Genomic DNA, 22,327 nt, shown 5'->3' on the forward strand with positions numbered 1-22,327 from the left:
AAGCTCAAAAAACGCACCGTTAAAGGCTAGATTTATTCTCTCGTAATATTTTTTCGGCTTCCGCGATAAGTGCAGGTAAATGCTCATCCAAAAGGCTATGTTGGCCTAGTTTAAGCGCACTTTCGGTTTCATGTGCAAGGTGCTGCATAAGTGGAAGACCAGTATAGCAACACGCACCGTGTAGCTTGTGCACTTCGGTTTTAAGTTCGTTGTAATCTTGTCTTTGCCAAAGAGTTGAAAGCGTATAGATACATTCTGGTAGCAGCGCTACGAAGCCATCTAACATCTCCCTTGCTGTAGCTTGATTTTGATTAGCACGCTTTAATGCGAGCTGCCAATCGACAGAGGGCAATTCAATTTTTCCTGGTTCAATATTGTGACACCATGACTTAATAAGATTAATTAGCAATTCTATTTCAATGGGTTTGGGGAGGTAGTCGTCCATACCTGAAGCAAGTAAGCGCTCCTGTTCCTCTTTGAAAGCATGTGCAGTAACGGCAATGATGGGCGTGCCCATATTTATAGGAGACTTACGGATCTCTCTGGTAGCTTGAATGCCGTCCATCCCCGGCATCTGAACGTCCATCAAAATCAGGTCGAATTCTTGCGTTTGACACTGGTTAACGGCGTCTTGTCCGCTAATTGTCGTGATAAGCTCTACAGGTGAATGATCAAGCCATGTATGCAGGAGCTTTAAATTCATTTCCATGTCATCAACGGCTAATATTTTTACACTGGGGAGGCTGCCAATCTTCTCCTGCATCGCATTTTTTGCCGGTGTCGCGTGCTGATTCACCAAACTATCCAATTTAGTCAAGGTAATGGGCATGCGCACTTGGGAATGGAAATGTTGCGAAAGGCTGGGATATTGAGCAAACGGTTCGGGTCCAGAGTACCAGAGAATTCGTTTTTGAGCCGGGAATTGTACAAACCGGCTAAGAAAAGTATCACGTAGCGACATTTTACTTACCGGTACTGTTGCCATGAAAAAGTCATATTGACCATCTAGTGTAGCTAGGTAGTCCAATGACTCCACTGAAATGATATTCGCGCCCAAAATAGATAACATGTTAGCGCTTGAGCGACGGGTTGCAGGAATGGGATCGAATATCACAACGCTTTTCCCTTTCCAATCGTTGCTACTTGTCAGCGAATACTTTTGGCTTAACTGATTCATGCGAAGGGATACGCTAAATGTTGAGCCCTGGCCAAGAACGCTTTTAAGGGTAAGGTCGCCATTCATTAGGCGAACTAACTCTCTGCTTATAACAAGGCCTAAACCTGTACCTTGATAATTGCGATTAAGGGCATCGTCTACTTGTGAAAAAGCGTTAAACAGCTTTTTCCTGTCCTGTCGGCTAATTCCAATACCCGTATCTTCAACGGTAATATTCAACTCGTGGATGCCGTGCGGTAACGAGCGCCCACTTGCTGAGAATGTAATAGCTCCGCTGGACGTAAATTTTAATGCATTACTGAGCAGGTTATTTAGCACCTGTTTAATGCGAAACACATCGCCAATAAGCTTTTCAGGTAGTGGGTTTAAGTCAAAAACGAATTCAATACGCTTACTGTGCGAAGATTTAGCCATGATGGTGACCATTTCTTCGAGCAATTTATTGGGTGAAAACGGTTGATTGTTTATTTGCAATTTACCGGCTTCAATTTTTGAAAAGTCGAGAACATCGTTAACAATAGTGAGCAAGTTTTCAGCTGCGGTATTGACGATTCGCACTTGCTCCTGTTGATCTGTTGGCAAGGGCGCGTTGTTGAGTTCTTTGCTGAAACCTAGTATCGCATTCAGCGGAGTTCGAATTTCGTGGCTCATGTTCGCTAGGAACTGAGACTTCACGTTGCTGGCTTTGATCGCATCTTTTCGCGCAATGTCTAAGCGCGCGTTCTGCTCTTCAATAAGCTCAACATTGTTGCGCAAATCGTTAGTGGCTTGCTCCACCTCACTTTCAAGCTGGCTTCTGCTTTTCTCCATAAGCGCGAAAGAAAAAAGCCCTGCCTCTAGGAAAACGCCAACCTGAAAACAGTAGGTAGTAAAATCATTAGAGGGCAACACGCCGATAAGGCTTAACATGCCAATAATAGCGCCGGTGGCAAGCATGCTCCATGCAAAAATAAAATAGCGTGCAGGTTTGAAATTGTTAAAGAAGGCCTCAAACCCCGCGTAGATATAGCTCAAAATCGCTACTAGGCCTACGCCATATACAAGGTTGTTCTTCCATATAGAGGGGAGAAGATCGATAAAGCACACTAGCCCTGTTAATACCTGGCATACCAATAACAGGTTGATAATGGGGTGGGCAGTGGGGCAATGTTTTTCGGTTTCTAAAAACGTCATGGTAAATAAGCCTGAGCTTATACCAATAATGACGAATATTAGCTCTGAATGACCAACCAGCCATGATGGAATGCCTTGGGTGAACAATAGGTGTGTATGCCCGCCCCACACAAACTGCCACAAAATTACCGCCAGTATATAGCCGACATACGCAAGTAGACTCTTTTCTCTTACGCCGAAAAACAGTGCTAAATTGTAAATCGCAAGAATGAGTAAGCCACCGTAGAAAAAGCCCCACAGCAAACTGTCCATCTGAAAGTAACTGCTATGCAGAGGTTCAGCTTGGATGCGAAGCGGGGCAATCAGACTGGATGAATGGCTTTCAATGCGAATGTAAAGGTCGACGGGGTCGCTGTTGGGAAGTTCAACACGAAAAGTCGGCACGCGAAATCGTTGTTCCTTTTGTGCTTTTCCCTGATGACTTTGACTAATGACCTTTCCATCTTTTACTAAGTAAAAATCAACGCTATCCAGTTGGCTAAAGTTGATTGAAAAGACCCAGTGTTTGTCGTTCGAAACATTGGTCACTGACGTAAGCAGCCACATGCCGTTATTACGAAAGCCAAAATTGGGGTTACCGTGTGGATGCATTAAAAAGTCGCTTCGCCTTCTTGATACATCACCAATGGTTAGTTGGTAATCGGTTTCGAATAGAAAATACAGTGAATCTGACAAATCAAGGGTACTTTGTTCATCAAAAAGCTGCTCGATATGCTGGGCATGTAAGTAGGAGGGCAAGAAGCTACCGAACAAAACAAGCAGAAAAGAGAATAAGCGAAATATTGCCATATTAATCTGTACTTTAATTACCGTTTGAATAAGGGTTTTATTATTTTTTAGGGTGAATATTGAACGGCAAAATTCATCCTTCCCTATTTAACCACTCTATGTACGTAATGACAAAATATTGCGCCAACGCCCTTAATCGCTAGGTTAAGTTTATTGCGCAACAAAGGTCAAACAGCCTTTTTAAGCGCTCAAATGTTATGACAAATGTTTTCAAGGATTGCACACAATTGCGGTTTACCCCACAATAGCTTTATTGCTCGCGTGAATTCACTATGTGGTGCGCTAAACCGCCCATAAACGACCGCCTCACTAGCACGAGCCTATTGGTATTAATAACAAAACGAAAAAACTATCATGAGTGACGAGATCATCATTAATCGCGATGGGGTAGAGCAACTTCCTCTTCGACGCTTCACCGAAGACGCATATCTAAACTATTCTATGTACGTCATCATGGACCGTGCCCTTCCGCATATTTCAGATGGTTTGAAGCCGGTACAGCGACGCATTATTTATGCAATGTCAGACTTAGGCTTAAGCGCGAACGCAAAGTACAAAAAGTCGGCAAGGACCGTTGGTGATGTATTGGGTAAGTTTCACCCTCATGGAGATTCTGCATGTTATGAAGCGATGGTGCTTATGGCGCAGCCTTTCTCTTACCGTTATCCATTGGTCGATGGGCAGGGAAACTGGGGGGCACCAGATGATCCTAAATCGTTTGCAGCAATGCGTTATACGGAAGCGAAGCTTTCTCGATTCTCGGAAGTGCTGCTTAACGAGCTCGGCCAGGGTACTGTAGACTGGGTACCAAACTTCGACGGTACGTTAGAAGAGCCTAGCGTCTTACCTGCACGCTTACCTCATATTCTCTTAAATGGTGTGACAGGTATCGCAGTGGGCATGGCAACCGATATTCCACCTCATAACGTAAGAGAGTTGGCTAACGCGTGCGCTATGCTGCTGGATAACAGCAAAGCAGAACTTAGCGACGTTTTAGAGCATGTGAACGGGCCAGACTATCCCACCGAAGCAGAAATTATTACGCCTAAGGCTGATATTCAAAAACTTTACGAAACGGGCCGTGGCTCGATAAAAATGCGTGCAGTATATGGCGAGGAAAACGGTGACGTTGTTATAACTGCCTTGCCACACCAGGCCTCCGGCGCAAAAATTTTAGAGCAAATTGCTGCCCAAATGCAGGCGAAGAAGCTGCCAATGGTAAGCGACCTCCGCGATGAGTCTGACCATGAAAACCCCACTCGCTTAGTGATAACGCCTCGCTCAAACCGCATTGATGTCACCCAATTGATGCAGCATCTATTCGCAACGACCGACCTTGAGAAAAACTATCGAGTTAACCTGAATATGATTGGTCTAGACGGCCGTCCGCAGGTTAAAGACTTGCGTACCATATTGTCTGAGTGGTTGCAGTATCGCAAAGATACGGTAACGCGTCGTTTGCAGTACCGCTTAGACAAAGTGTTAGCTCGCCTTCATATTTTAGAAGGTTTGTTGATTGCGTTTCTAAATATCGATGAAGTCATCGAAATTATTCGCACCTACGATAAACCAAAACCTGAATTAATGTCCCGTTTCGGATTAAGTGATAAGCAAGCTGAAGCTATTCTCGAACTTAAGCTTCGTCACTTAGCCAAACTGGAAGAAATGAAAATTAAAGGCGAGCAGGACGAGCTTGCCGCAGAGCGTGACAAACTACAGCAGTTGCTTGGTTCAGATCGCCGTCTTAAAACGCTTATCAAAAAAGAAATTCTTGCAGACGCTGAAAAATATGGTGACGACAGACGCTCGCCAATTGTTGAGCGTGGTGAAGCTAAAGCCTTGTCTGAAAAAGAGTTAGTGCCTGCCGAATCAGTAACGGTAGTACTTTCAGAAAAAGGCTGGGCACGTTGTGCGAAAGGTCACGATATCGATGCGGAAGGTTTAAGTTACAAAGCGGGTGATGCCTACTTATCCAGCGCTGAAGGAAAAAGTAACCAGCCAGCCGTGTTCATGGACAGTTCTGGTCGCACTTTCTCTTGTGACGCTCACGGGTTGCCGTCTGCACGAAGTCAGGGAGAACCGCTAACAGGGCGCTTCAGCATTGTGGGGGGCGAGTCCTTCCAGCACGTCATTATGGCGCAAGATGAAAGCAAATTCTTAGTGGGTTCTGATGCCGGTTACGGTTTTGTCGGCACATTTAAAGACATGGTAAGCAAGAACAAGGCAGGTAAGGCCTACTTATCGTTGCCTACTGCTGCGAAAGTAATGAAACCCATGCCAGTGACCAACCCAGACTCCGATTGGTGCCTAAGTATTTCTAATGAAGGTCGCATGCTTATGTTCCCACTGCGCGATTTACCGAGTTTAGGTAAAGGGAAGGGGAACAAGCTTATCAATATTCCGTCTGCAAAATCACAGTCTCGTGAAGAATATGTGAAGGTGCTTGCTGTTGTGCCTGATGGCGCGGCTATAAAAGTGGGTGCAGGTAAACGCAATATGACACTTACTGCTGACGACCTTACTCATTATCAGGGAGAGAGAGGCAGAAGAGGAAACAAATTACCGCGAGGATTACAGCGGGTTGATACGGTTGAAGTTGTCTTACCAAGCAAAGTGGAAACATCTGAAGATTTCTCATAAAGTTTAAGTTGTTCTTATGCTTAGGTGAACTACACTCATAAAAGGGTCAAATGAGGAATTTACATGTTAGGCATAGTTTTCACATCGTTAATTGATATGCTCGAAGAAAAAGTCTCCCCCGAGTTTGCTGACGATGTCATCATGGAAGCTGAGTTAGAAAACGACGGCGCTTATACCGCGGTGGGATATTACCCGTTTGAGCAAATGCAACGCCTGGTAGGCGTGCTGGTGGAGAAAACGGGTAAATCTGCCAACGAGTTATTATACGATTTTGGTTTCTACCTGTTTGGAAAGCTGGCTGCGGTGCATGGCGATGTAATGGCAAACACAGACGATATACTCGATATGCTGGAGCACTTAGACGGCGACATTCACGTCCAAGTGAAAAAGCTCTATCCTGATGCAGACCTTCCTCGCTTTAAAGTGATATCTCGTAGCGATACAACCATGCGCCTACAATACTACTCAGAACGGGAGTTATATCCGCTAGCAGAAGGTTTGATGGATGCCGCCGCGGCTTTTTATAATTGCAAACTTGAAAGGGAAACTCACCAGCTAGAAACGCCGCATACTTACGAATTTAGCCTGTCTCTTATCTAGTGGGGCCGCGTAATGTCAGATGAAACATCACGCGGTACTTCGTATACCCTTGACCAGATTGCTCTACTAGAGAGGCGTTTTAAGCGAGAGCGAAATGCCAGAGAGCAAGCTGAAAGGTTGCTAACAGAAAAAGCCCAGGGTTTGTATGATTCGCTTCAAAAAAGCCAGCGAGCACAAAAGGACTTGGAGCTTGCTTTGTGGGCTTCACAAGAGTCTTTTTGGAATTGGGAGGCGCATAATGACATCATGGAAATTCGGTCTTTCTCGCTCTACTCGGAGAGTGTATCTACTTGGTCAGGCACGTTAATTAAGCTTTCAGAGCGCGTTCATGAAGACGATTTAGAAGGGCTTCAGTTTCACTGGACTATGGCACTTCATGGCAATCGGGATCGGGTTGAATTCTCCTTTCGCTTAATGCTAGACGAAAGCTACCAATGGATAAGGTTACGAGGCCGTGTATTAGAGCGAGGCAGCGCCGGCGAAGCTCTGCACATTGTGGGAACTACTAAAGATATAACGCAACAGAGAAAAGCTGAACAATCTTTTCACCTTATGGCATCAGCCTTTGCCAGTTCAAGGGAGCCAATGCTAGTACTCTCTCCTGATCTGGCTATCACGGAATGTAACGATGCTTTTATTCGGTTAATTGCTGCCTCGGTTAAGGAGCAATGTATTGGGTTGGACTTCAACCAAATATTTATTGCAGAAAAAGTTGATAAAGCCCAGTTGGCACTCGATAAGCAGTTGCGATTTGAGTCAAAGATAAAAACGCAAAGTGGCGAGATAAAGGTTGTAGATATTTCTATTGCTCTGTTCGAGACCTATCAACAAACGTCGTCCTATCTCATTGCGACCATGCGAGACATTAGCGACAGAAAGCGCAACGAGGCCAAGTTACGTCAATTAGCCTTGCATGATGAGTTAACGGGCCTATCCAATCGCAATTCGCTGCGTGAGTCCATCGCTGATTTGGTACAAAAGAAGCAGCACTTTATATTGGTCTTTATTGACCTTGATGGCTTTAAAGCTGTTAACGATAACGCCGGTCATGAAAAAGGTGACGTTGAGCTTCAGCGGGTAGGTGCATTACTTACGGCTGTGTTCGGCCCCATTGGTGAAGTTGGCAGGTGGGGAGGTGATGAGTTCATTGCTGTATTACCAGAGCAGAGTTTAGAGGGGATCAGCGAACGCGCAGAGCAGCTCATTAGCCAAATAGAAGAAGACGTTATCACCGTAAAAGCGGTTGAGTACGTGTTGTCAGCAAGTATAGGTATTGCCCAATTTCCAGAACACAGCGACAGTATAGAAGGCTTAGTGCAGTGTGCCGACGCCGCTATGTATCGCGCTAAAGAGCTTGGTAAAGGACAAGCCTTCATTTACGAGCCTGGGCTTTACGAGAGTATGACCCAGCAGGTCAGCATGGTAAATGACTTGCGAAGAACGGTAGAAAATCATCTTCTCGATTTCTATATTCAAGGTAAATACGACCTACATGGCAATTTGAAAGGTGGTGAAGTGCTGTGTCGCTGGATTTCGGGGTTACACGGTGTGGTATCTCCAGCCGTTTTTATTCCTATCGCAGAGGAACACAAATTAGATAGCGCCATAGGGCTTCAAGCATTGGACGCGGCGTGCGATTACATTTCTATAATGGAGTCGCAGCAAGGTGAGGCTATTCCGCTGTCCGTGAACATAAGCGCTAATCAGATGCTTGACCCTAAGTTTCCTGATCAAGCCGTGTCTATTTGCATGGATAACAATGTTTCTCCTGAGTTTATCGAATTAGAACTTACGGAGTCGGTCTTTATTCGCGACGAAAAACTAGCGCTTAGAGCCTTAAATACGTTAAGAGAGCATGGGTTTAGACTGTCTCTAGATGATTTTGGCTGCGGGTTTTCTTCCTTAAGCTACCTGCGAAGCTTTCAGTTTGAAGTCGTTAAGGTGGATAAAAGCTTAATTCAAGGTATTCACCAAGACAGTAAAGCAAACGCGCTTTTTAACGGCCTGATAGCCATGTTAAAGAGCTTGCAAATAGATGTGGTGGCTGAGGGCGTAGAGTTGGAGTCCTATTTACCATTTATGGAGCAGGCCGATATTCAGCTAATGCAAGGGTTTTACTTCGATAAGCCGATGCCTTACGAGCAGTTCTTGGCAAGGCATACTACAGAGCCTAATCGTTAGTGAGCGTTTAATCGCTACCAGCATACTATAAGGGAGCGGTTGTTCCCTGTGTGCCACGCAAATAAAAAAAGCCCTATCGGGCTTTTTTCATGACTAAGCATGCTCGTTACTTAGCATTAGTGCTTTCAAAGATTTTATCTGCCGATGCGGCCACAAAGCCTTTGTAAAGCTTGCCATCAGGCATCTCATAGCGTTGTGCAAACTCGTAAAAGCAGCTCGGAATGGCCATAGTCTCATCGCTAAATGCTACGTCAGCGCGGTCCGCCATGGTTGATGACTGCGCTAAAAATACGTCTGGACCACCTTTAATTTCGCCGCCTGAGGTGTTTAGCACAAAGCCTGCTTCTTTAAGCAATGTGTTTACGTCGGTAAGTTCGTCAGTACGGGTTAAGTGATTAACACTTACCGTAAAGTGGTTAGCACGGAAGCCCCATGCCGCCATCCACGCCGCGTATTCTGATTCGTTAAGCAGTGTGTCGTATTCTGCTTTAGTAACGTCCCAATGCTTACCCGAGTACAAGAAGTTATCGGCATCCACTACCGACTCAGGCATTTGATCAACCATCTTCTTGATAATAGCTTGAGCAGTTTCAGAAAGCTCGTTTACACGAAGCTCACTAATAAATACTTTGGGTTTAGTATCGTCAGGGTGCTCGAAATGCTTTGCAGTAAGCTTTTTTGCTTCGAAGTCATAGTCGCCTTTCGCTTCATAACCCAATGCTAAGAAGTGTGCAGCAAGCTTGTCTAAGCGAGTTTTATCTAAAGCAAAAGTTCTAAAAGCCACATGGTCGTTAACGATATCGTTCGTGTTTTCTTCACCCGCCAAAAGTGCATGAATTTTATGTGCTGAGGGAGTGATGGTAACGTAATCGTCCCACATGTTGCTAAACAACGTATCGATGTTGCTATGCATGGTGGTAGGGTCCTTTCTGTCGTTGACTATTTTTAAACGAATAGTTCGTATAGGGTTGGTACTAAACTGGCCGACACAAATCCTGCATCGGCCTTTTTGTAGCGTGAAAAGCTTGGGTTACATCGACAAGCCTGGGCTTAATTTGCCCGGCATAGTAACTTTATCAAGTTCAACTGACGCAACTGGGTATGCACAGTAGTCGGCTGCATAAAACGCGCTAGCTCTGTGATTACCACTGTCGCCCACGCCACCAAATGGCGCTGCGCTGCTGGCACCTGTAATAGGTCTATTCCAGTTTACGATGCCCGCGCGAATGCGTGCGAAGAAGTAGCGATAATCTTCTTCGTTGTCGCCCAGAAGGCCTGCTGATAAGCCAAAACTGGTGTTATTCGCTTCTGCGATAGCTGCGTCAAAATCGCTGTAACGGATCACTTTAAGTAGTGGACCAAAGTGTTCTTCGTCAGGCAGTGAAGCAAGCATGTCAGTAACATCAATGATGCCAGGAGTAGCAAAACCTTTGTTTTCGTCTTTTTGTTCAAGGCGAACCAGTACTTTACCACCAAGGTCTTCAAGCTCTTGCTGTGCTTTCACCATCAGTGCAGCGGCATTGCTTGAGATCATTGCGCCCATAAATGGTTGATCTTCAGCGTCGTAATCACCCACTTTAATATTCTTGGTCACTTCGACTAAGCGAGCAAGGATTGCATCACCTTGTGCATCGGCTGGTAAGAATAGTCGACGTGCACACGTGCAGCGCTGACCGGATGTAATGAAAGCAGATTGAACGATGTCATGTACGGCAGCATCAACATCAGCCACATCCTTAACGATGAGAGGGTTGTTACCACCCATTTCAAGGGCCAGAATTTTACCAGGGTGACCTGCGAACTGCTCGTGCAGGATTTTTCCTGTGCGTGAGCTACCCGTAAAGAATAGACCATCGATATCGTTATGCGACGCCAACGCTTTACCTGTTTCAACTTCACCTTGTACTAGGTTAAGTACGCCCGCTGGCAGGCCCGCAGCATCCCATAGCTTCACCATTTCTTGTGCAACCATAGGCGTCAAATCGCTTGGTTTAAACACAACCGCGTTTCCTGCAATAAGGGCTGGAACAATGTGTCCGTTTGGCAGGTGGCCTGGGAAGTTGTATGGGCCAAATACAGCAACAACACCGTGAGGCTTGTGTCGAATGAAGGCTTTACCTACAGGCATTGGGTTTTCAACGTTGCCCGTGCGCTCAAAATAGGCTTTTTCAGAAATACCAATTTTGCCCATCATGGCGCCAACTTCAGTGGCAGTTTCCCACTCTGGCTTGCCCGTTTCTTTAGCCATTACTTTGGCAAGGTGCGCTTTAGCTTCTTCTAGCTTAGTGCCGTAAACCTTTATTATTTCAAGACGCTCTTCAACGGTTTTCATGCTCCACGCTACAAGCGCAGCACGAGCAGCGTTAATGGCGTCATCAATTTGAGCGGCGGTCGCAGACTTACCTTCCCAAATCACTTCGTTTTTTGCAGGGTCAATTGACGCTAAGTCATGACCTTGTCCGGCAACCCATTCACCGTTGATAAAATGTGTATGTAGCATAGTGGGTGTCCTTTTAATCTCTGAATGTAACGGGGGCGAAGCGTACGTGCTCTCCCTCTTTGACATTCAATGCAGCAGCGGCTTGGCGAGATAGCACGGCAACTTGCTTTTCTTCGCTTACCGTCATCTCGGTGGCAACTGCACGAAAATCAGATACTGATGTATTAATGATGTAGTGCGTTTGCCCTTGGGCAGCAGCGCTATCGTCAATCACTACAGGCAGTTTTAAACTCGACTGAGCCGTGCGGATGTGGCTTAAGTTTGCTTCTACCGTCGGTCCTGCGTCGAAAATGTCTACGTAGCCGCGGCAAGAAAAGCCTTCTTCTTCAAGAAGCTGAAGAGCAGGACGAGTTTTGTCATGGACTTCGCCAATGACTTCTTGCGCTTCTTTGCTAAGCAGATTTACATATATCGGGTACTTAGGCATAAGTTCAGCGATAAACACTTTATTACCAATGCCAGTTAAGTAGTCGGCAGTAGGAAAATCCATAGAGAAGAAATGGGTTTCCAACCACTCCCAAAACGGTGAGCGTCCTTCTTCGTCACTCACACCGCGCATTTCAGCAATAACTGTCTCTGAGAAGCGTTCACGGTGCTCCATCATGAACAAGAATCGAACCTTTGAAAGAAAGCGGCCGTTTATGCCGCCACGGGCTTGTTCGCGAAGAAACAGCGTACATATTTCAGTAACACCGGTGTAGTCATTACAAAACGTTAGAATGTCTACCGTGTTGTGAATGTTAAGCTCGCGCGAGGCGTGCACGACTTTGCTTAGGTGGTAATGATAGAACGCATCGTCTATACCAACAGCCGCTTCAATACCTGTTGTTCCCACTACCTGTCCGGTAGTGGTATCTTCCATTACAAACAAGTATGACTCATCGCCAGGTTCGGTTACGTTTGGTTTGTTAAACGCAGTTTCTGCACGATCAATTTTACGCTGCAGCAACTCGTCGTTGACAGGTAAAGACGTAAAGCCAATACCTGATTCAACGGCGATTTCTTTAAGCGCGTTATAGTCGGCCTTCGTGATAGGGCGAATGATATTCATGTTCGCTACTCGTGTTGTAATTATTCGGCGTTTACAACGGCAGCAACGGCGCGTTCAAAACGTGCAAGACCTTCTTTGATGTCTTCATCAGGAATAACCAGTGAAGGCGCAAAACGAATAACGTTCATGCCAGCAACAAGACACATAAGGTTCTCTTTCGTTGCAGCCATCATGAAGTCACGTGCACGGCCTTGGTATTTCTCATTCAACGCACAACCTAACAGCATGCCTTGACCACGTACTTCTTCAAATACGTTGTACTTTTCATTGATAGCACCTAGTAGTTCACGGAATAGGGCTTCTTTCTTAAGTACACCTTCAAGCACTTCTGGTTGGTTCACGATATCTAACGCTTTTTCCGCAACAGCACAGGCTAGTGGGTTACCACCATAAGTACTACCGTGGGTACCTGGCTTAAGATGAGCAGCAATATCGTTCGTTGTTAGCATGGCGCCAATTGGGAAGCCGCCACCCAGCGATTTAGCTGTAGTTAGGATATCAGGTGTTACCCCAAGGCCCATGTAAGCATAAAGGTGACCAGTACGACCAACACCCGACTGAACTTCGTCAAAAATAAGTAGTGCGTTGTGCTTGTCACACAGCTCGCGAACACCTTTCACGAAATCTACATCAGGTGGAATAATACCGCCTTCACCCTGAAGCGGTTCCATCATTACCGCGCAGGTTTTGTCAGAAATTAGCGCTTCAAAGGCCGCTAAATCGTTGTAGTCACAGTGATCAACAGCGCCAGGCTTAGGGCCAAAACCATCAGAATATGCAGCTTGACCACCTACTGTTACGGTAAAGAAAGTACGGCCGTGAAAACCTTTGTTAAAGGCAATGATTTGGTTTTTATCTTCACCGTGCTTATCAAGCGCCCAGCGACGAGCTAGCTTTAATGCCGCTTCGTTGGCTTCTGCACCCGAGTTGGCAAAGTAAACTTTGTCAGAGAATGTCGCATCGTTAAGTTTCTTAGCGAGACGAAGGGCTGGTTCGTTGGTGAACACGTTGCTTAAGTGCCAAAGCTTGCTGCCTTGTTCGTTAAGGGCTTTCACCAGCTCTGGATGACAGTGACCTAAAACGTTTACTGCAATACCGCCTGCAAAGTCGATGTACTCAGCTCCATCTTGATCCCATACGCGCGAACCTTCACCTCGAACAGGTACCATACCTGCTGGGTTATAGTTAGGAACCATTACATCATCAAATGTAGCGCGAGTTACGTTCATCTTTGTTACCTCTGCGTTGGGCGCCAATCACACAATGTGAGTGTGCTTATTGAATCTACAAGTACGTTTTATTCGTGCTTCGAGAGACGAAAAGCATTAATTGGGCGCATAAAAACTAATCGGAATTGTTTTACAGTATGCCATTTTTTTTAACATTTGTCTTCTATGCAAGGGGCTGCAGCCCTTTATTTATAAGGACTGTGGCTTAATTTGCAGGAAAAGTGAATAACTATTAACTACTGGGCTATATCAATTAGTAATAATCATTTTTTGCGCTAAGAAAAGCGCTGCTTGGTGGTTTTGTTATGCTTCAAGATAATTTTCGTGCTGTAGCAGACGATACTCAAGTTACCTTTCAATAGCGCTAAAATCAGTCGAGTCGTTGAGTAATCGTCAATAATTCAGTGTATTTAATATGACTGCTAAGCTAAGTGCATAACGAGTGCATGAATATCCACAAAATATTTAAGGTTTGCCTTACTTTTATGCACGAAATTTGTTCTAAATGAGTAAAAAAGGCAAACTGAGCTTATTTTTCATCCTCGTTTTTTACCAACGGGAGGGTGAAAATATCCATGCTTTTGAGTTTCTCAAGTGCACCTGCTGGATAGCGCTGCTCAGAAAAAAGCGGCTTTACTTCTTTAATGTCGACGAGCTTCAACTGATGTAGCATTCTTATTTGTGTGTAAGCTCGTGCTTGATGCAGTATTTTACTTAAGGTTTTGGGTTGAGTGGGCTGTTTATCTGCACAGTCTCGCATTGGCTGTGAAATGGATAAGCGTGTGAAGTGCATCCATTCTAAAATATCTGCACTCACCACATCAGCGAATTCTTGTTGCAAGGCGATGAGATGGTTAGCCGACGGCGCAATTTTTAATAAAGCCTCATGACGTTTTTGTTCTTTGTCTTTCTGGCACTCTTGTAGAAGATGCAGTTGGATCTTATCGAACAGCTTGAAATAAAGTCGCGTTACAGCGCAGCGCCCTAGATTACTTACCATCGCTAACGTGTAGGCTTGGTTTTTATTCAAGTCACTTAGTGCTGCAAGCCGTTTGGCGGTAAGTGCAACCCCCGTCGAATACTGCGTCAACTTCTGCTTTATTAACGGGTAGGGGTCGGTTATTTGAGGCATGGCACGCTTTAATATCAATGAAGGTATTAGCGTGCGCAAGTTTTCTATTCCCAAAAAGCTTAAAGCCGTGCGCAACGTCTCAACGACGATTATACGTCCTCGCGAATCTTTGCGTCTGAATTGAGGTGTATTCACAACAACTATCAATTCGTCATAAAGCCATGGCATGGTGGCGGCTATAGGCTCTAACTTTGAAACCGAGCATGCTTTTACCGATAGAGCATCTAAAAGTTCGCCGATATTTTCAGGTAAGTTAAGCACGTTCTGAACGAGTTCGTCGGTATAACTTAGTTGCTCAGTCAGTTCACCAAGCAAAATTTCGTGAAGATGGTGACTTACAGATTCCAGGTAAGAGGCTTCGGTTTTTTCTTGCAGGCGCTTACTTTCAATTGCGACTTTCTCAACGTGGAGTAAAAGTCTGCGTGCGTCTCCTTGCTCTGACTGTTCGAAGCTAACTTGACCTACCTTTAGCTTTCCTAGCATTTCAAGAACACGTTCTGGTGATATGATCAGATTTTCGAAACGATCATCTATCGTGGGCGGTGTGGTTGCCCCCATTGTCATATTAAAAGCACTCCTGCTCATAACTTTTCGGTGAACGGCAATATTATCGTACATCAGAGCCTTATAACTTTCGCTACGCTAATGGTGAAAATGATAGCTAATACCTGAAAGTATGGTTTCTGCTCAGCTACGTGAGGTATCGCTTATGCTGTTCTCTTCATAACACTAACTCAGTACAGTGACTGAATTGAATTATCAAAAGTTAAACGAAAAATCAGTGAATTGCGAGTTTTACCGGCTTTCAAGCGTAAGCTTTTACGCTATACGGTTTATCGGCACTCATTTCATTTCCTTAAACTGTTTTAACGCGAAGAAAGGCTTCAAGCACACTATGGCCGTGTTCGGTAAGTAGTGATTCTGGGTGATACTGTACCCCCCAGATGGGGTAGTAACTATGTGAAACCGCCATAATTTCCTTGGTTCCCTGAGCCGTTTCACACCAGGCATCTACATGCAGCGATGGCGGCAAAGAGGTAGGGTTTAGCACCAGCGAGTGGTAACGAGTTACATTAAACGTATTAGGTAGCCCGTTAAATAAGCCCGTATTGCCGTGTGATAATACTGACACCTTACCGTGTTTAATTTCTTGTGCGCCTACCACTTCTGCGCCAAACGCTTGGCCGATTGCTTGATGACCCAGGCAAACGCCCAAAATTGGAATTTTACCAGCAAAGTGTTTAATCGCCGCTAGGCTAATACCCGCTTCGTTAGGCGTGCAAGGTCCCGGAGATATAACAAGGTGAGAAGGCGCTATGCGCGAAATATCGTCGATGCTGACAGCGTTGTTTCGCATCACTTCGACGTCTGCACCAAGCTCTGTGAAATAGCGAGCAAGGTTGTGAGTGAATGAATCGAAGTTATCAATTAACAGCAACACAGCAGTGCTAGTCCTTGGTATTTCTAAAGTATGAGGGTTTTACACATGAAGCGCTTTATCAACGCTTCATGCTGTTAGTATTTTAAGCCTTAAAGCAACGGGTTATGGCTTTGGAATGAAGCCGACGGCTTTGTAAACTTTTGCCAGCGTCTCTGCCGCGCGCGCTGATGCTTTTTCAGCGCCTTGGCGCATAACGTCATCTAGGTACGCTCTATCTGCGCGAATTTCAGCATAGCGAGTTTGAATAGGCTCAAGTAACGATACTACCGCATCTGCTACGTCACCCTTTAAGTGACCGTACATTTTATCGGTATACTCAGGCTCTAGATCTTTTACCGATTTACCCGTAGCAAGAGAAAGTAAAGTAAGTAGGTTTGATACGCCTGGTTTTTCTGCCGGGTTGAAATAAATGTTGGCTTGTTCGTCAGAGTCTGTGACCGCGCGCTTAATCTTCTTAGCTAGCTTTTTCGGCTCTTCCAGCAAACCAATGAAGTTATTTGGGTTGTTGTCTGATTTAGACATTTTCTTTTCTGGCTCTTGCAAGCTCATGATACGCGCGCCAAACTCTGGAATATAAGGGTCTGGTAAGCGGAATACGTCGCCGTATAAGTTATTTACCCGCGTTGCGATATCGCGTGTTAACTCAAGGTGCTGCTTTTGATCTTCACCCACAGGTACTTTATCCGCTTGATAAAGCAAGATATCTGCTGCTTGAAGTACAGGGTAGCTGTACAAGCCTACATTTATGTTGTTCTCATTTTTCGCAGACTTATCTTTAAACTGCGTCATGCGATTTAGCTCACCCATTTGGGCATAACAATTTAACACCCACGACAACTGTGCATGCTCTGGTACGTGAGATTGCAAAAATAGCGTACTTTTTTGCGGATCAATGCCGCAGGCTAGATAAAGAGAAAGACCGTCTAAACAAGCTTCTGCAAGTTGCTTCGGATCTTGTCTTACGGTTATCGCATGTAAATCGACAATCATGTATAGACAATCGTGATCGTCCTGCATGGAAACCCACTGCTTAAGTGCACCCATGTAGTTTCCAAGGGTAAGTTGTCCTGAAGGCTGACAGCCACTTAATACAACGGGTTTATTACTCATTTCTTTTTACCTGTAATACGTTAAATTCTGTTAAAAACTAAGCTTTTGATAATGATGAAAGCTCATCGCGCATTTGTGCAATGACATCACTGTAATCTGGTTGAGAAAAAATCGCTGAACCAGCCACAAACATGTCTGCTCCCGCTTCTGCTATTTCGCGAATGTTATCGACTTTTACACCACCGTCAATTTCAATTCGTATATCGTAGCCGCTTTCTAATACGCGCTGTTTTACTGCTCGCACCTTATCTAAAGTGCTAGGTATAAATTTTTGACCACCAAAGCCTGGATTCACCGACATAATAAGAATGTGGTGAAGTTTATCCATAACGTGGTCAAGGTAGTGCAGTGGTGTGGCCGGGTTGAATACCAAACCAGGTTTGCAGCCTGCATCAATAATGAGTTGTAGAGAGCGGTCGATGTGCTCTGACGCTTCTGGATGAAAGCTAATGTAGCTTGCGCCAGCATTAGCGAATTTCTCAATTAGGTCATCTACCGGCTTTACCATAAGGTGAACGTCGATAGGTGCAGTGATGCCGTATTTTCTCAACGCTTCGCAAATCATCGGCCCAAACGTAAGGTTTGGCACATAGTGGTTATCCATTACATCGAAATGCACCACATCAGCGCCTGCGCCTAATACTTTCTCTACGTCTTCACCAAGCCTTGCGAAGTCGGCAGACAGTATTGATGGGGCAATTAAAAATGGTTTCATTACATGTCCTTTAAATCAAAAACAACAAAGTACGTTGCCACTTACGTTTTGAGGTTGCGAAAGTTTACCCAAAACCACGCTTCTTTACTATGTAAAGGAAGCAACAAGGTTAATTTCACTGGAATTTAAGACCAGTAACCTTAATTTAATATTTTGCCCAATTTTGGTGAGGTTGCGTTTAATTGGTGCGTTATTGTTCGTTCATGGGATCGTCTAAAAACTGTGAAAGCGGGGCTGCCTTTAAATAAGTTTATATTTTTCAATGTTTTAAATTTATTTTAACTGGCTTTTATGATGAACCATAAATGGGCATCAACTTTGCGTTACCCAGTCAAAAAGAAAACACAGACAGAAAAAAAACGAATTACAACAAGTTTGAATTTGACTGGAGAACACACATGAAAACATCTAAAAAAAGAACTCTACTTGCCGCTGCTATTTCTTCAGCGTGTTTACTAACTGCTATGCCTAGCTATGCAGAGGGTGAATTTACTGCGAATGCTGGCGCGACCAGCAATTACATTTGGCGTGGTCTAACCCAAACTGTAAACGAAGCTGCTGTTCAAGGCGGTATCGATTACGCGCACGAAAGTGGTTTTTATGCAGGTACATGGGCGTCGAACGTAAGTTATGCATCAGATGATATTTACTCATACGAGCATGACGTATACTTTGGTTACTCGGGCGAGTCTGATGGTATTGCTTATGACTTCGGTTACCTGTACTACAACTACGACGCTGAAGCAGAATTTGATTTCGCAGAAATCTATGGCTCAGTTGGCATGGGTGGTGTGAGCGTAACAGTTTACCTACTAGCGCACACCGAAGCTGACGAAGCAGAAGGTCAAGACTTCGGCTTTGGCCAGGCTTACTACGCATCTCTTGACTATACTACAGAGATTTTGAACGGCACTGAGTTGACTCTACACGCTGGTTATCACAGTGGTGACTTTGTTGATGCTTTTAACTTCGGCGACGGTACTGATAGCTATGCTGATTACGGCGTAACTATTGCTAAAGACGGTTTTAGCTTTGCAGTGACTGGCACTAACCTAGATGATACTGGTGCTGACGCATTAGATAACGACGAGTTGAAATTCACTGTAGGCTATTCAGTGGATTTCGAACTTTAAAATTAAAGGGAGAGGTCAACGGACAGGCCTCTTGACTTAAACGTTGAGTAATAAAAGCCTAATGTATATTAGGCTTTTCATTTTTAAAGCAACGCATTTTTAACTTGTTCGTTACCTACTTTTGATTATAATGAGACTAATTTTTAGACGAGTGTAAGGGGTATTCAGGATGAAAGTTCTTCCTTTTTTTGCCATTTGTGGAGCTGTCGCCCTGGTTAGTGTGGCTGTTACAAACCCGCCAAGCTCTCGTTCGTCTGTTTGCGAATTCCAACCTGTTACTGAGTTTAACCCCAAGTTGCCAGCAAGCCACATTCAAAATCAATGCGCCCGTCATCAAGAGGGAGTGGAAGAAGTTAGTTGGCTATCGTGGATAGCGGGTAAATCACCGTCTTTTCAATTCCACTTTTTAGACTTACTAGAGTTGCTTCATAGCGACGATGGTAATCGAGATTTCACCTCACCTTCAAACGACTCATAGGGGTCGGCATGATGCAATCTGGTACTGGTTTCTGGTCAGTTCTAGGAAGTGTAGTAGCAAGCTTATTTGGCGTGCAAAGCCACAAAAACTATGAGCGGGACTTTACTAAAGGTACCTTTATCAGTTTTGCTATCATTGGCGTTATTTTAGTTGGGGTATTCGTCGTTTCGCTTTTCATGTTTGTTAGATGGTATGCGGGCTAAATCCGAGCTAGACCTATACACTACCTAGATGAGCTCAGACTCGTCATAACTTCAAATGAATGCTCTCTAACCTTTCTTTCAGTTTTATATTCGTCATTAAGCTGACGGGCGCTGAACTATTTTTTCTTATGCGTATTTCGTTTGGGAACGACTTTTGCGGGTGGAAAATAAGCAAGTATTTCATCCACAGGCTGCCGCTTCGCACCGTTTTGACTTATTGAGCGCTTAACTGACAGCATACTAAAGTCTGCTCCCTGGTATAAGGCGCGCGTGAGCGGTAGGTCATGGTTCGATATTAACACCGGTATACCACGCTTTTTAGAAGCTCGGGTGGCTAGCTCCGCCAGCTTCTCTTGTGACTCTTGCCCAAAGCTTCGCGCCGCGTAGCTAGTGAAGGCTGCTGTTTTACTAATAGGTGCGTATGGTGGATCGCAATAAATAACATTGCCTCGCCTAGCTCTTGAAAAAACTTTCTCAAATGGCAGGCAGGTAAAGGTAGCCTTTTGTGATTTTTCAGAAAACACGAACATTTCATCTTCTGGAAAGTAAGGCTTTTTGTAACGGCCAAAGGGCACATTAAAACGACCTTGAAGGCTGTAGCGACACAAACCGTTATAGCCGTGGCGGTTCAGATAGAGAAAAAGAATAGCGCGATAGTATTCGTCTTGTGTGCCGTTAAACTCTTCTCGCAGGTCATAATACATTTTCTCTTCATTGCGGCTTCCATCAAAAAACGCGCGTGCGTCGTTAATAAGCGCATCGGGTTGCGCTTTTAAGAAGTTGTATAGATTAATGAGATCAGGGTTAATGTCATTAAGCAGGTAACGTTTGTATTGCGTATTCAGAAATACAGAGCCGGCACCAACAAACGGTTCTATAAGTTTGTTAGCTTGCGGTAATCTGGCCTGAATATGCTCAACCAAGCTGTATTTGCCACCGGCCCATTTTAAAAAGGCCCGGTTTTTTTTCTGCATCATGCTTAAACGTTACTACCTAGACGGAATGAAGACGGTGGTTTTTCCGTGCGCCGCCGTTCCAAGGGAAAGGGTCGTCTTTATACTTTTATGCTGATCAGTATCAGATATCACCACACTAAAGGTAGATTGTAACTTTCATCAGTAAAACGGACAACCAACAAGTGTCGCAAGAATGGAATTTTGGCAAATTATCAAAATTAAAAGGGAGTGTGCGTAGAAAACTGGCTTAATTTTGTGCTTTGTCTATTTCAGAGAGGACCTGATTTCCTCGCTTAATAAAGGCATTTTGTTTGCCCGGATATTCAGGTAGCGCTGCACGTACCTGTTGTGCTTGTGATAGTGAGGGAAAAACCTCTCGAAAAACAACGACAAACCAGTCGCCACCATAGCGTTCGGTTTTATAAATACGGGTTTGATCTACAAGATTGTTTTCACGCAAGAATGCATTGAGCACCGATTCGCTTTTCATCGCTAGCATTTGGATGGCGTAATCGTTAGCACTAATCCACTGGTTTGGCTGCAGTGATGTTTGTTTCCTATTTTCGTTACTAAGTGCCGTATCAGCGCTTTGCTCAGTACTTTCACCTGAACTAGTATCGACGGAGGAAGAATTACTGCTTAGTGCCCTTGCTGTAATATTACTATTATCGCCTTCTGTTTTAGACGAAGAACCTGCATCAGGCAATGATGATACCGCGCTTTCCCAATCGGTAATCAGCGAGTCATTGTCTGCTATTTCACTTTCCGATGGCGCATCAAGGGTTGGTTGACTCGGTAACTCAGGCGTGGCACTTGGTGTTGAGACAATTTCCACATTACCGGTTTGTGCGCTTACGTTATTTTGCATTTCAGCAGCTGTGGTTTCTCCGCTTTTTTCAACGTCGCCACTGAGGCCTTCATCACCATTACCATCAGCAATTAGCTTAATATAGGCTGAACCCGGTCGAACCTGAGTTTCCTTAGGTTCAAGCGTTTGCTGGCTAATAGGAGAAAATATAGATGACAGTTTTTCACCGTATTGCCAATAAATAAGGCCTGAGAATGTGGACAGAAAGACTAGAGCCACACCTAAATAAAACCACTTTGTTTTAAGTGGGTTGGTGAATGTCTTGGTGTTTTCACGTTGTCTATTTTCTAAGTGAGCCTGAAACGCTTCTCTTCGTGACGCGATCATTTTGTCGAGCTCTGACTCGAAATTTGGCTGCTCACTAATGACAGATTGGCTACTAATAATAAGCGGAGTTTCAGTATTTTTCGCAGGAAGCCATTGTTTGGCGCGCTCAGCCCACTCATTGTTGGCAAATAAAAGCACGTTCAAATGTTGTTTATTGCCAGCAAATCTACTCTGTAATACCAAATCCCATAGCTCTTGTAACAGAGCATCAGGAAGGTTATGCGCTTGGGTAATAGCGATAAGAATGGGGCCTTCGTGATTATTTAAGCTAGACAGTAATTCGTTGAGGGGGCGAACGAAGCTACCCACAACTTGACCAAGTAGCTGTCGACAAAGTTGTCGACGATAATCAGACGGTTCCATACTTTTCTGCGCAGTCAAATACGCAATTTCGGTATCATCGTGCTGCTGAAAGACAAAGGCTTCAAGGGTCTTTTGTTGCTGAGCTATAGAATCCCCGCTGACAAAAATCAGTTGAGAGGAGTAATTGACCAGATATTCCAAACGTTCATGCAGTTCACTTTGCATGGGAGTTTGCCCTTATTCACCGTTGCTTTAAAAACCTGTATTACAACGCTCCTTGTTATGAGCTCAATAAACATAAGAAAGTCTCAACAGGGCGCG

The 22,327-nt window shown here is 44.6% G+C and carries 17 protein-coding genes; 6 read left to right on the forward strand and 11 right to left on the reverse strand.

Annotated elements, in window-relative coordinates; genetic code table 11:
• Positions 1 to 19 precede the first annotated feature (19 nt).
• Positions 20 to 3,139, reverse strand: a complete 3,120-nt coding sequence (locus AC27KT_RS16085) for a hybrid sensor histidine kinase/response regulator (protein WP_487131637.1) — start codon at positions 3,137 to 3,139, stop codon at positions 20 to 22.
• A 354-nt stretch (positions 3,140 to 3,493) separates the two neighbouring features.
• Between AC27KT_RS16085 and parC the strand changes: the two genes are divergently transcribed.
• The 3 genes from parC (at position 3,494) to AC27KT_RS16100 (ending at position 8,560) form a co-directional block, all read left to right on the forward strand.
• Positions 3,494 to 5,779 carry a DNA topoisomerase IV subunit A gene (gene parC / locus AC27KT_RS16090; RefSeq protein ID WP_487131639.1) on the forward strand — a complete coding sequence of 762 codons (2,286 nt, stop codon included), beginning with the start codon at positions 3,494 to 3,496 and terminating at the stop codon, positions 5,777 to 5,779.
• Positions 5,780 to 5,842: 63 nt separating this feature from the next.
• Positions 5,843 to 6,379: a heme NO-binding domain-containing protein gene (locus tag AC27KT_RS16095; protein ID WP_487131641.1), complete on the forward strand. Its 537-nt coding sequence runs from the start codon at positions 5,843 to 5,845 to the stop codon at positions 6,377 to 6,379.
• 12 nt (positions 6,380 to 6,391) lie between these two features.
• The gene (locus AC27KT_RS16100; RefSeq protein WP_487131643.1) at positions 6,392 to 8,560 is read left to right on the forward strand and encodes a putative bifunctional diguanylate cyclase/phosphodiesterase; all 2,169 of its coding nucleotides are present in this window, start codon (positions 6,392 to 6,394) and stop codon (positions 8,558 to 8,560) included.
• 106 nt (positions 8,561 to 8,666) lie between these two features.
• Here the strand turns inward: AC27KT_RS16100 and AC27KT_RS16105 are convergent, their stop codons facing one another.
• The 8 genes from AC27KT_RS16105 to rpe all read right to left on the reverse strand — a co-directional run bounded on the left by AC27KT_RS16105 (position 8,667) and on the right by rpe (position 17,738).
• Positions 8,667 to 9,473 carry a 2-oxoadipate dioxygenase/decarboxylase family protein gene (locus AC27KT_RS16105; RefSeq protein WP_487131645.1) on the reverse strand — a complete coding sequence of 269 codons (807 nt, stop codon included), beginning with the start codon at positions 9,471 to 9,473 and terminating at the stop codon, positions 8,667 to 8,669.
• A 117-nt stretch (positions 9,474 to 9,590) separates the two neighbouring features.
• Positions 9,591 to 11,060, reverse strand: coding sequence for a succinylglutamate-semialdehyde dehydrogenase (gene astD / locus AC27KT_RS16110; protein WP_487131647.1), 1,470 nt, complete (start codon positions 11,058 to 11,060; stop codon positions 9,591 to 9,593).
• A 13-nt stretch (positions 11,061 to 11,073) separates the two neighbouring features.
• Positions 11,074 to 12,111, reverse strand: coding sequence for an arginine N-succinyltransferase (astA, locus tag AC27KT_RS16115; RefSeq protein WP_014948020.1), 1,038 nt, complete (start codon positions 12,109 to 12,111; stop codon positions 11,074 to 11,076).
• 20 nt (positions 12,112 to 12,131) lie between these two features.
• Positions 12,132 to 13,340: an aspartate aminotransferase family protein gene (locus AC27KT_RS16120; protein ID WP_474874278.1), complete on the reverse strand. Its 1,209-nt coding sequence runs from the start codon at positions 13,338 to 13,340 to the stop codon at positions 12,132 to 12,134.
• A gap of 529 nt (positions 13,341 to 13,869) precedes the next feature.
• On the reverse strand, positions 13,870 to 15,036 hold the full coding sequence (locus tag AC27KT_RS16125; protein WP_487131650.1) for an HDOD domain-containing protein: 1,167 nt from the start codon (positions 15,034 to 15,036) through the stop codon (positions 13,870 to 13,872).
• A gap of 292 nt (positions 15,037 to 15,328) precedes the next feature.
• Positions 15,329 to 15,913, reverse strand: coding sequence for an anthranilate synthase component II (locus AC27KT_RS16130; RefSeq protein WP_487131652.1), 585 nt, complete (start codon positions 15,911 to 15,913; stop codon positions 15,329 to 15,331).
• Between the two features lie 102 nt (positions 15,914 to 16,015).
• Positions 16,016 to 17,023, reverse strand: a complete 1,008-nt coding sequence (gene trpS, locus AC27KT_RS16135) for a tryptophan--tRNA ligase (RefSeq protein ID WP_487131654.1) — start codon at positions 17,021 to 17,023, stop codon at positions 16,016 to 16,018.
• A 37-nt stretch (positions 17,024 to 17,060) separates the two neighbouring features.
• Positions 17,061 to 17,738, reverse strand: a complete 678-nt coding sequence (gene rpe, locus AC27KT_RS16140; RefSeq protein ID WP_487131656.1) for a ribulose-phosphate 3-epimerase — start codon at positions 17,736 to 17,738, stop codon at positions 17,061 to 17,063.
• Positions 17,739 to 18,136: 398 nt separating this feature from the next.
• Between rpe and AC27KT_RS16145 the strand changes: the two genes are divergently transcribed.
• The 3 genes from AC27KT_RS16145 (at position 18,137) to AC27KT_RS16155 (ending at position 19,552) form a co-directional block, all read left to right on the forward strand.
• Entirely contained in the window at positions 18,137 to 18,871 is a 735-nt protein-coding gene (locus AC27KT_RS16145; protein ID WP_487131658.1) for a TorF family putative porin, read from the forward strand.
• Positions 18,872 to 19,040: 169 nt separating this feature from the next.
• The gene (locus tag AC27KT_RS16150; protein ID WP_039217648.1) at positions 19,041 to 19,349 is read left to right on the forward strand and encodes a hypothetical protein; all 309 of its coding nucleotides are present in this window, start codon (positions 19,041 to 19,043) and stop codon (positions 19,347 to 19,349) included.
• Positions 19,350 to 19,357: 8 nt separating this feature from the next.
• Entirely contained in the window at positions 19,358 to 19,552 is a 195-nt protein-coding gene (locus tag AC27KT_RS16155) for a DUF2970 domain-containing protein (RefSeq protein WP_487131661.1), read from the forward strand.
• A gap of 116 nt (positions 19,553 to 19,668) precedes the next feature.
• Here AC27KT_RS16155 and AC27KT_RS16160 read toward each other — a convergent pair whose 3' ends face one another.
• Positions 19,669 to 20,529 carry a Dam family site-specific DNA-(adenine-N6)-methyltransferase gene (locus tag AC27KT_RS16160; RefSeq protein ID WP_487131663.1) on the reverse strand — a complete coding sequence of 287 codons (861 nt, stop codon included), beginning with the start codon at positions 20,527 to 20,529 and terminating at the stop codon, positions 19,669 to 19,671.
• Positions 20,530 to 20,755: 226 nt separating this feature from the next.
• The gene (locus AC27KT_RS16165; protein ID WP_487131665.1) at positions 20,756 to 22,231 is read right to left on the reverse strand and encodes an SPOR domain-containing protein; all 1,476 of its coding nucleotides are present in this window, start codon (positions 22,229 to 22,231) and stop codon (positions 20,756 to 20,758) included.
• Between the last annotated feature and the right edge of the window lie 96 nt (positions 22,232 to 22,327).

It is taken from the genome of Alteromonas sp. 5NW40-0090 (assembly GCF_057552975.1).

Excerpts from the sequence above, each read along its gene's own strand:
- AC27KT_RS16125 (WP_487131650.1), bottom strand. The coding sequence starts at position 15,036 with ATGACAATGGGGGCAACCACACCGCCCACGATAGATGATCGTTTCGAA.
- AC27KT_RS16105 (WP_487131645.1), bottom strand. The coding sequence starts at position 9,473 with ATGCATAGCAACATCGATACGTTGTTTAGCAACATGTGGGACGATTAC.
- astA (WP_014948020.1), bottom strand. The coding sequence starts at position 12,111 with ATGAATATCATTCGCCCTATCACGAAGGCCGACTATAACGCGCTTAAA.
- rpe (WP_487131656.1), bottom strand. The coding sequence starts at position 17,738 with ATGAAACCATTTTTAATTGCCCCATCAATACTGTCTGCCGACTTCGCA.
- parC (WP_487131639.1), top strand. The coding sequence starts at position 3,494 with ATGAGTGACGAGATCATCATTAATCGCGATGGGGTAGAGCAACTTCCT.
- trpS (WP_487131654.1), bottom strand. The coding sequence starts at position 17,023 with ATGAGTAATAAACCCGTTGTATTAAGTGGCTGTCAGCCTTCAGGACAA.
- AC27KT_RS16165 (WP_487131665.1), bottom strand. The coding sequence starts at position 22,231 with ATGCAAAGTGAACTGCATGAACGTTTGGAATATCTGGTCAATTACTCC.
- AC27KT_RS16100 (WP_487131643.1), top strand. The coding sequence starts at position 6,392 with ATGTCAGATGAAACATCACGCGGTACTTCGTATACCCTTGACCAGATT.
- AC27KT_RS16155 (WP_487131661.1), top strand. The coding sequence starts at position 19,358 with ATGATGCAATCTGGTACTGGTTTCTGGTCAGTTCTAGGAAGTGTAGTA.
- AC27KT_RS16160 (WP_487131663.1), bottom strand. The coding sequence starts at position 20,529 with ATGATGCAGAAAAAAAACCGGGCCTTTTTAAAATGGGCCGGTGGCAAA.
- astD (WP_487131647.1), bottom strand. The coding sequence starts at position 11,060 with ATGCTACATACACATTTTATCAACGGTGAATGGGTTGCCGGACAAGGT.
- AC27KT_RS16145 (WP_487131658.1), top strand. The coding sequence starts at position 18,137 with ATGAAAACATCTAAAAAAAGAACTCTACTTGCCGCTGCTATTTCTTCA.
- AC27KT_RS16085 (WP_487131637.1), bottom strand. The coding sequence starts at position 3,139 with ATGGCAATATTTCGCTTATTCTCTTTTCTGCTTGTTTTGTTCGGTAGC.
- AC27KT_RS16120 (WP_474874278.1), bottom strand. The coding sequence starts at position 13,340 with ATGAACGTAACTCGCGCTACATTTGATGATGTAATGGTTCCTAACTAT.
- AC27KT_RS16150 (WP_039217648.1), top strand. The coding sequence starts at position 19,041 with ATGAAAGTTCTTCCTTTTTTTGCCATTTGTGGAGCTGTCGCCCTGGTT.
- AC27KT_RS16095 (WP_487131641.1), top strand. The coding sequence starts at position 5,843 with ATGTTAGGCATAGTTTTCACATCGTTAATTGATATGCTCGAAGAAAAA.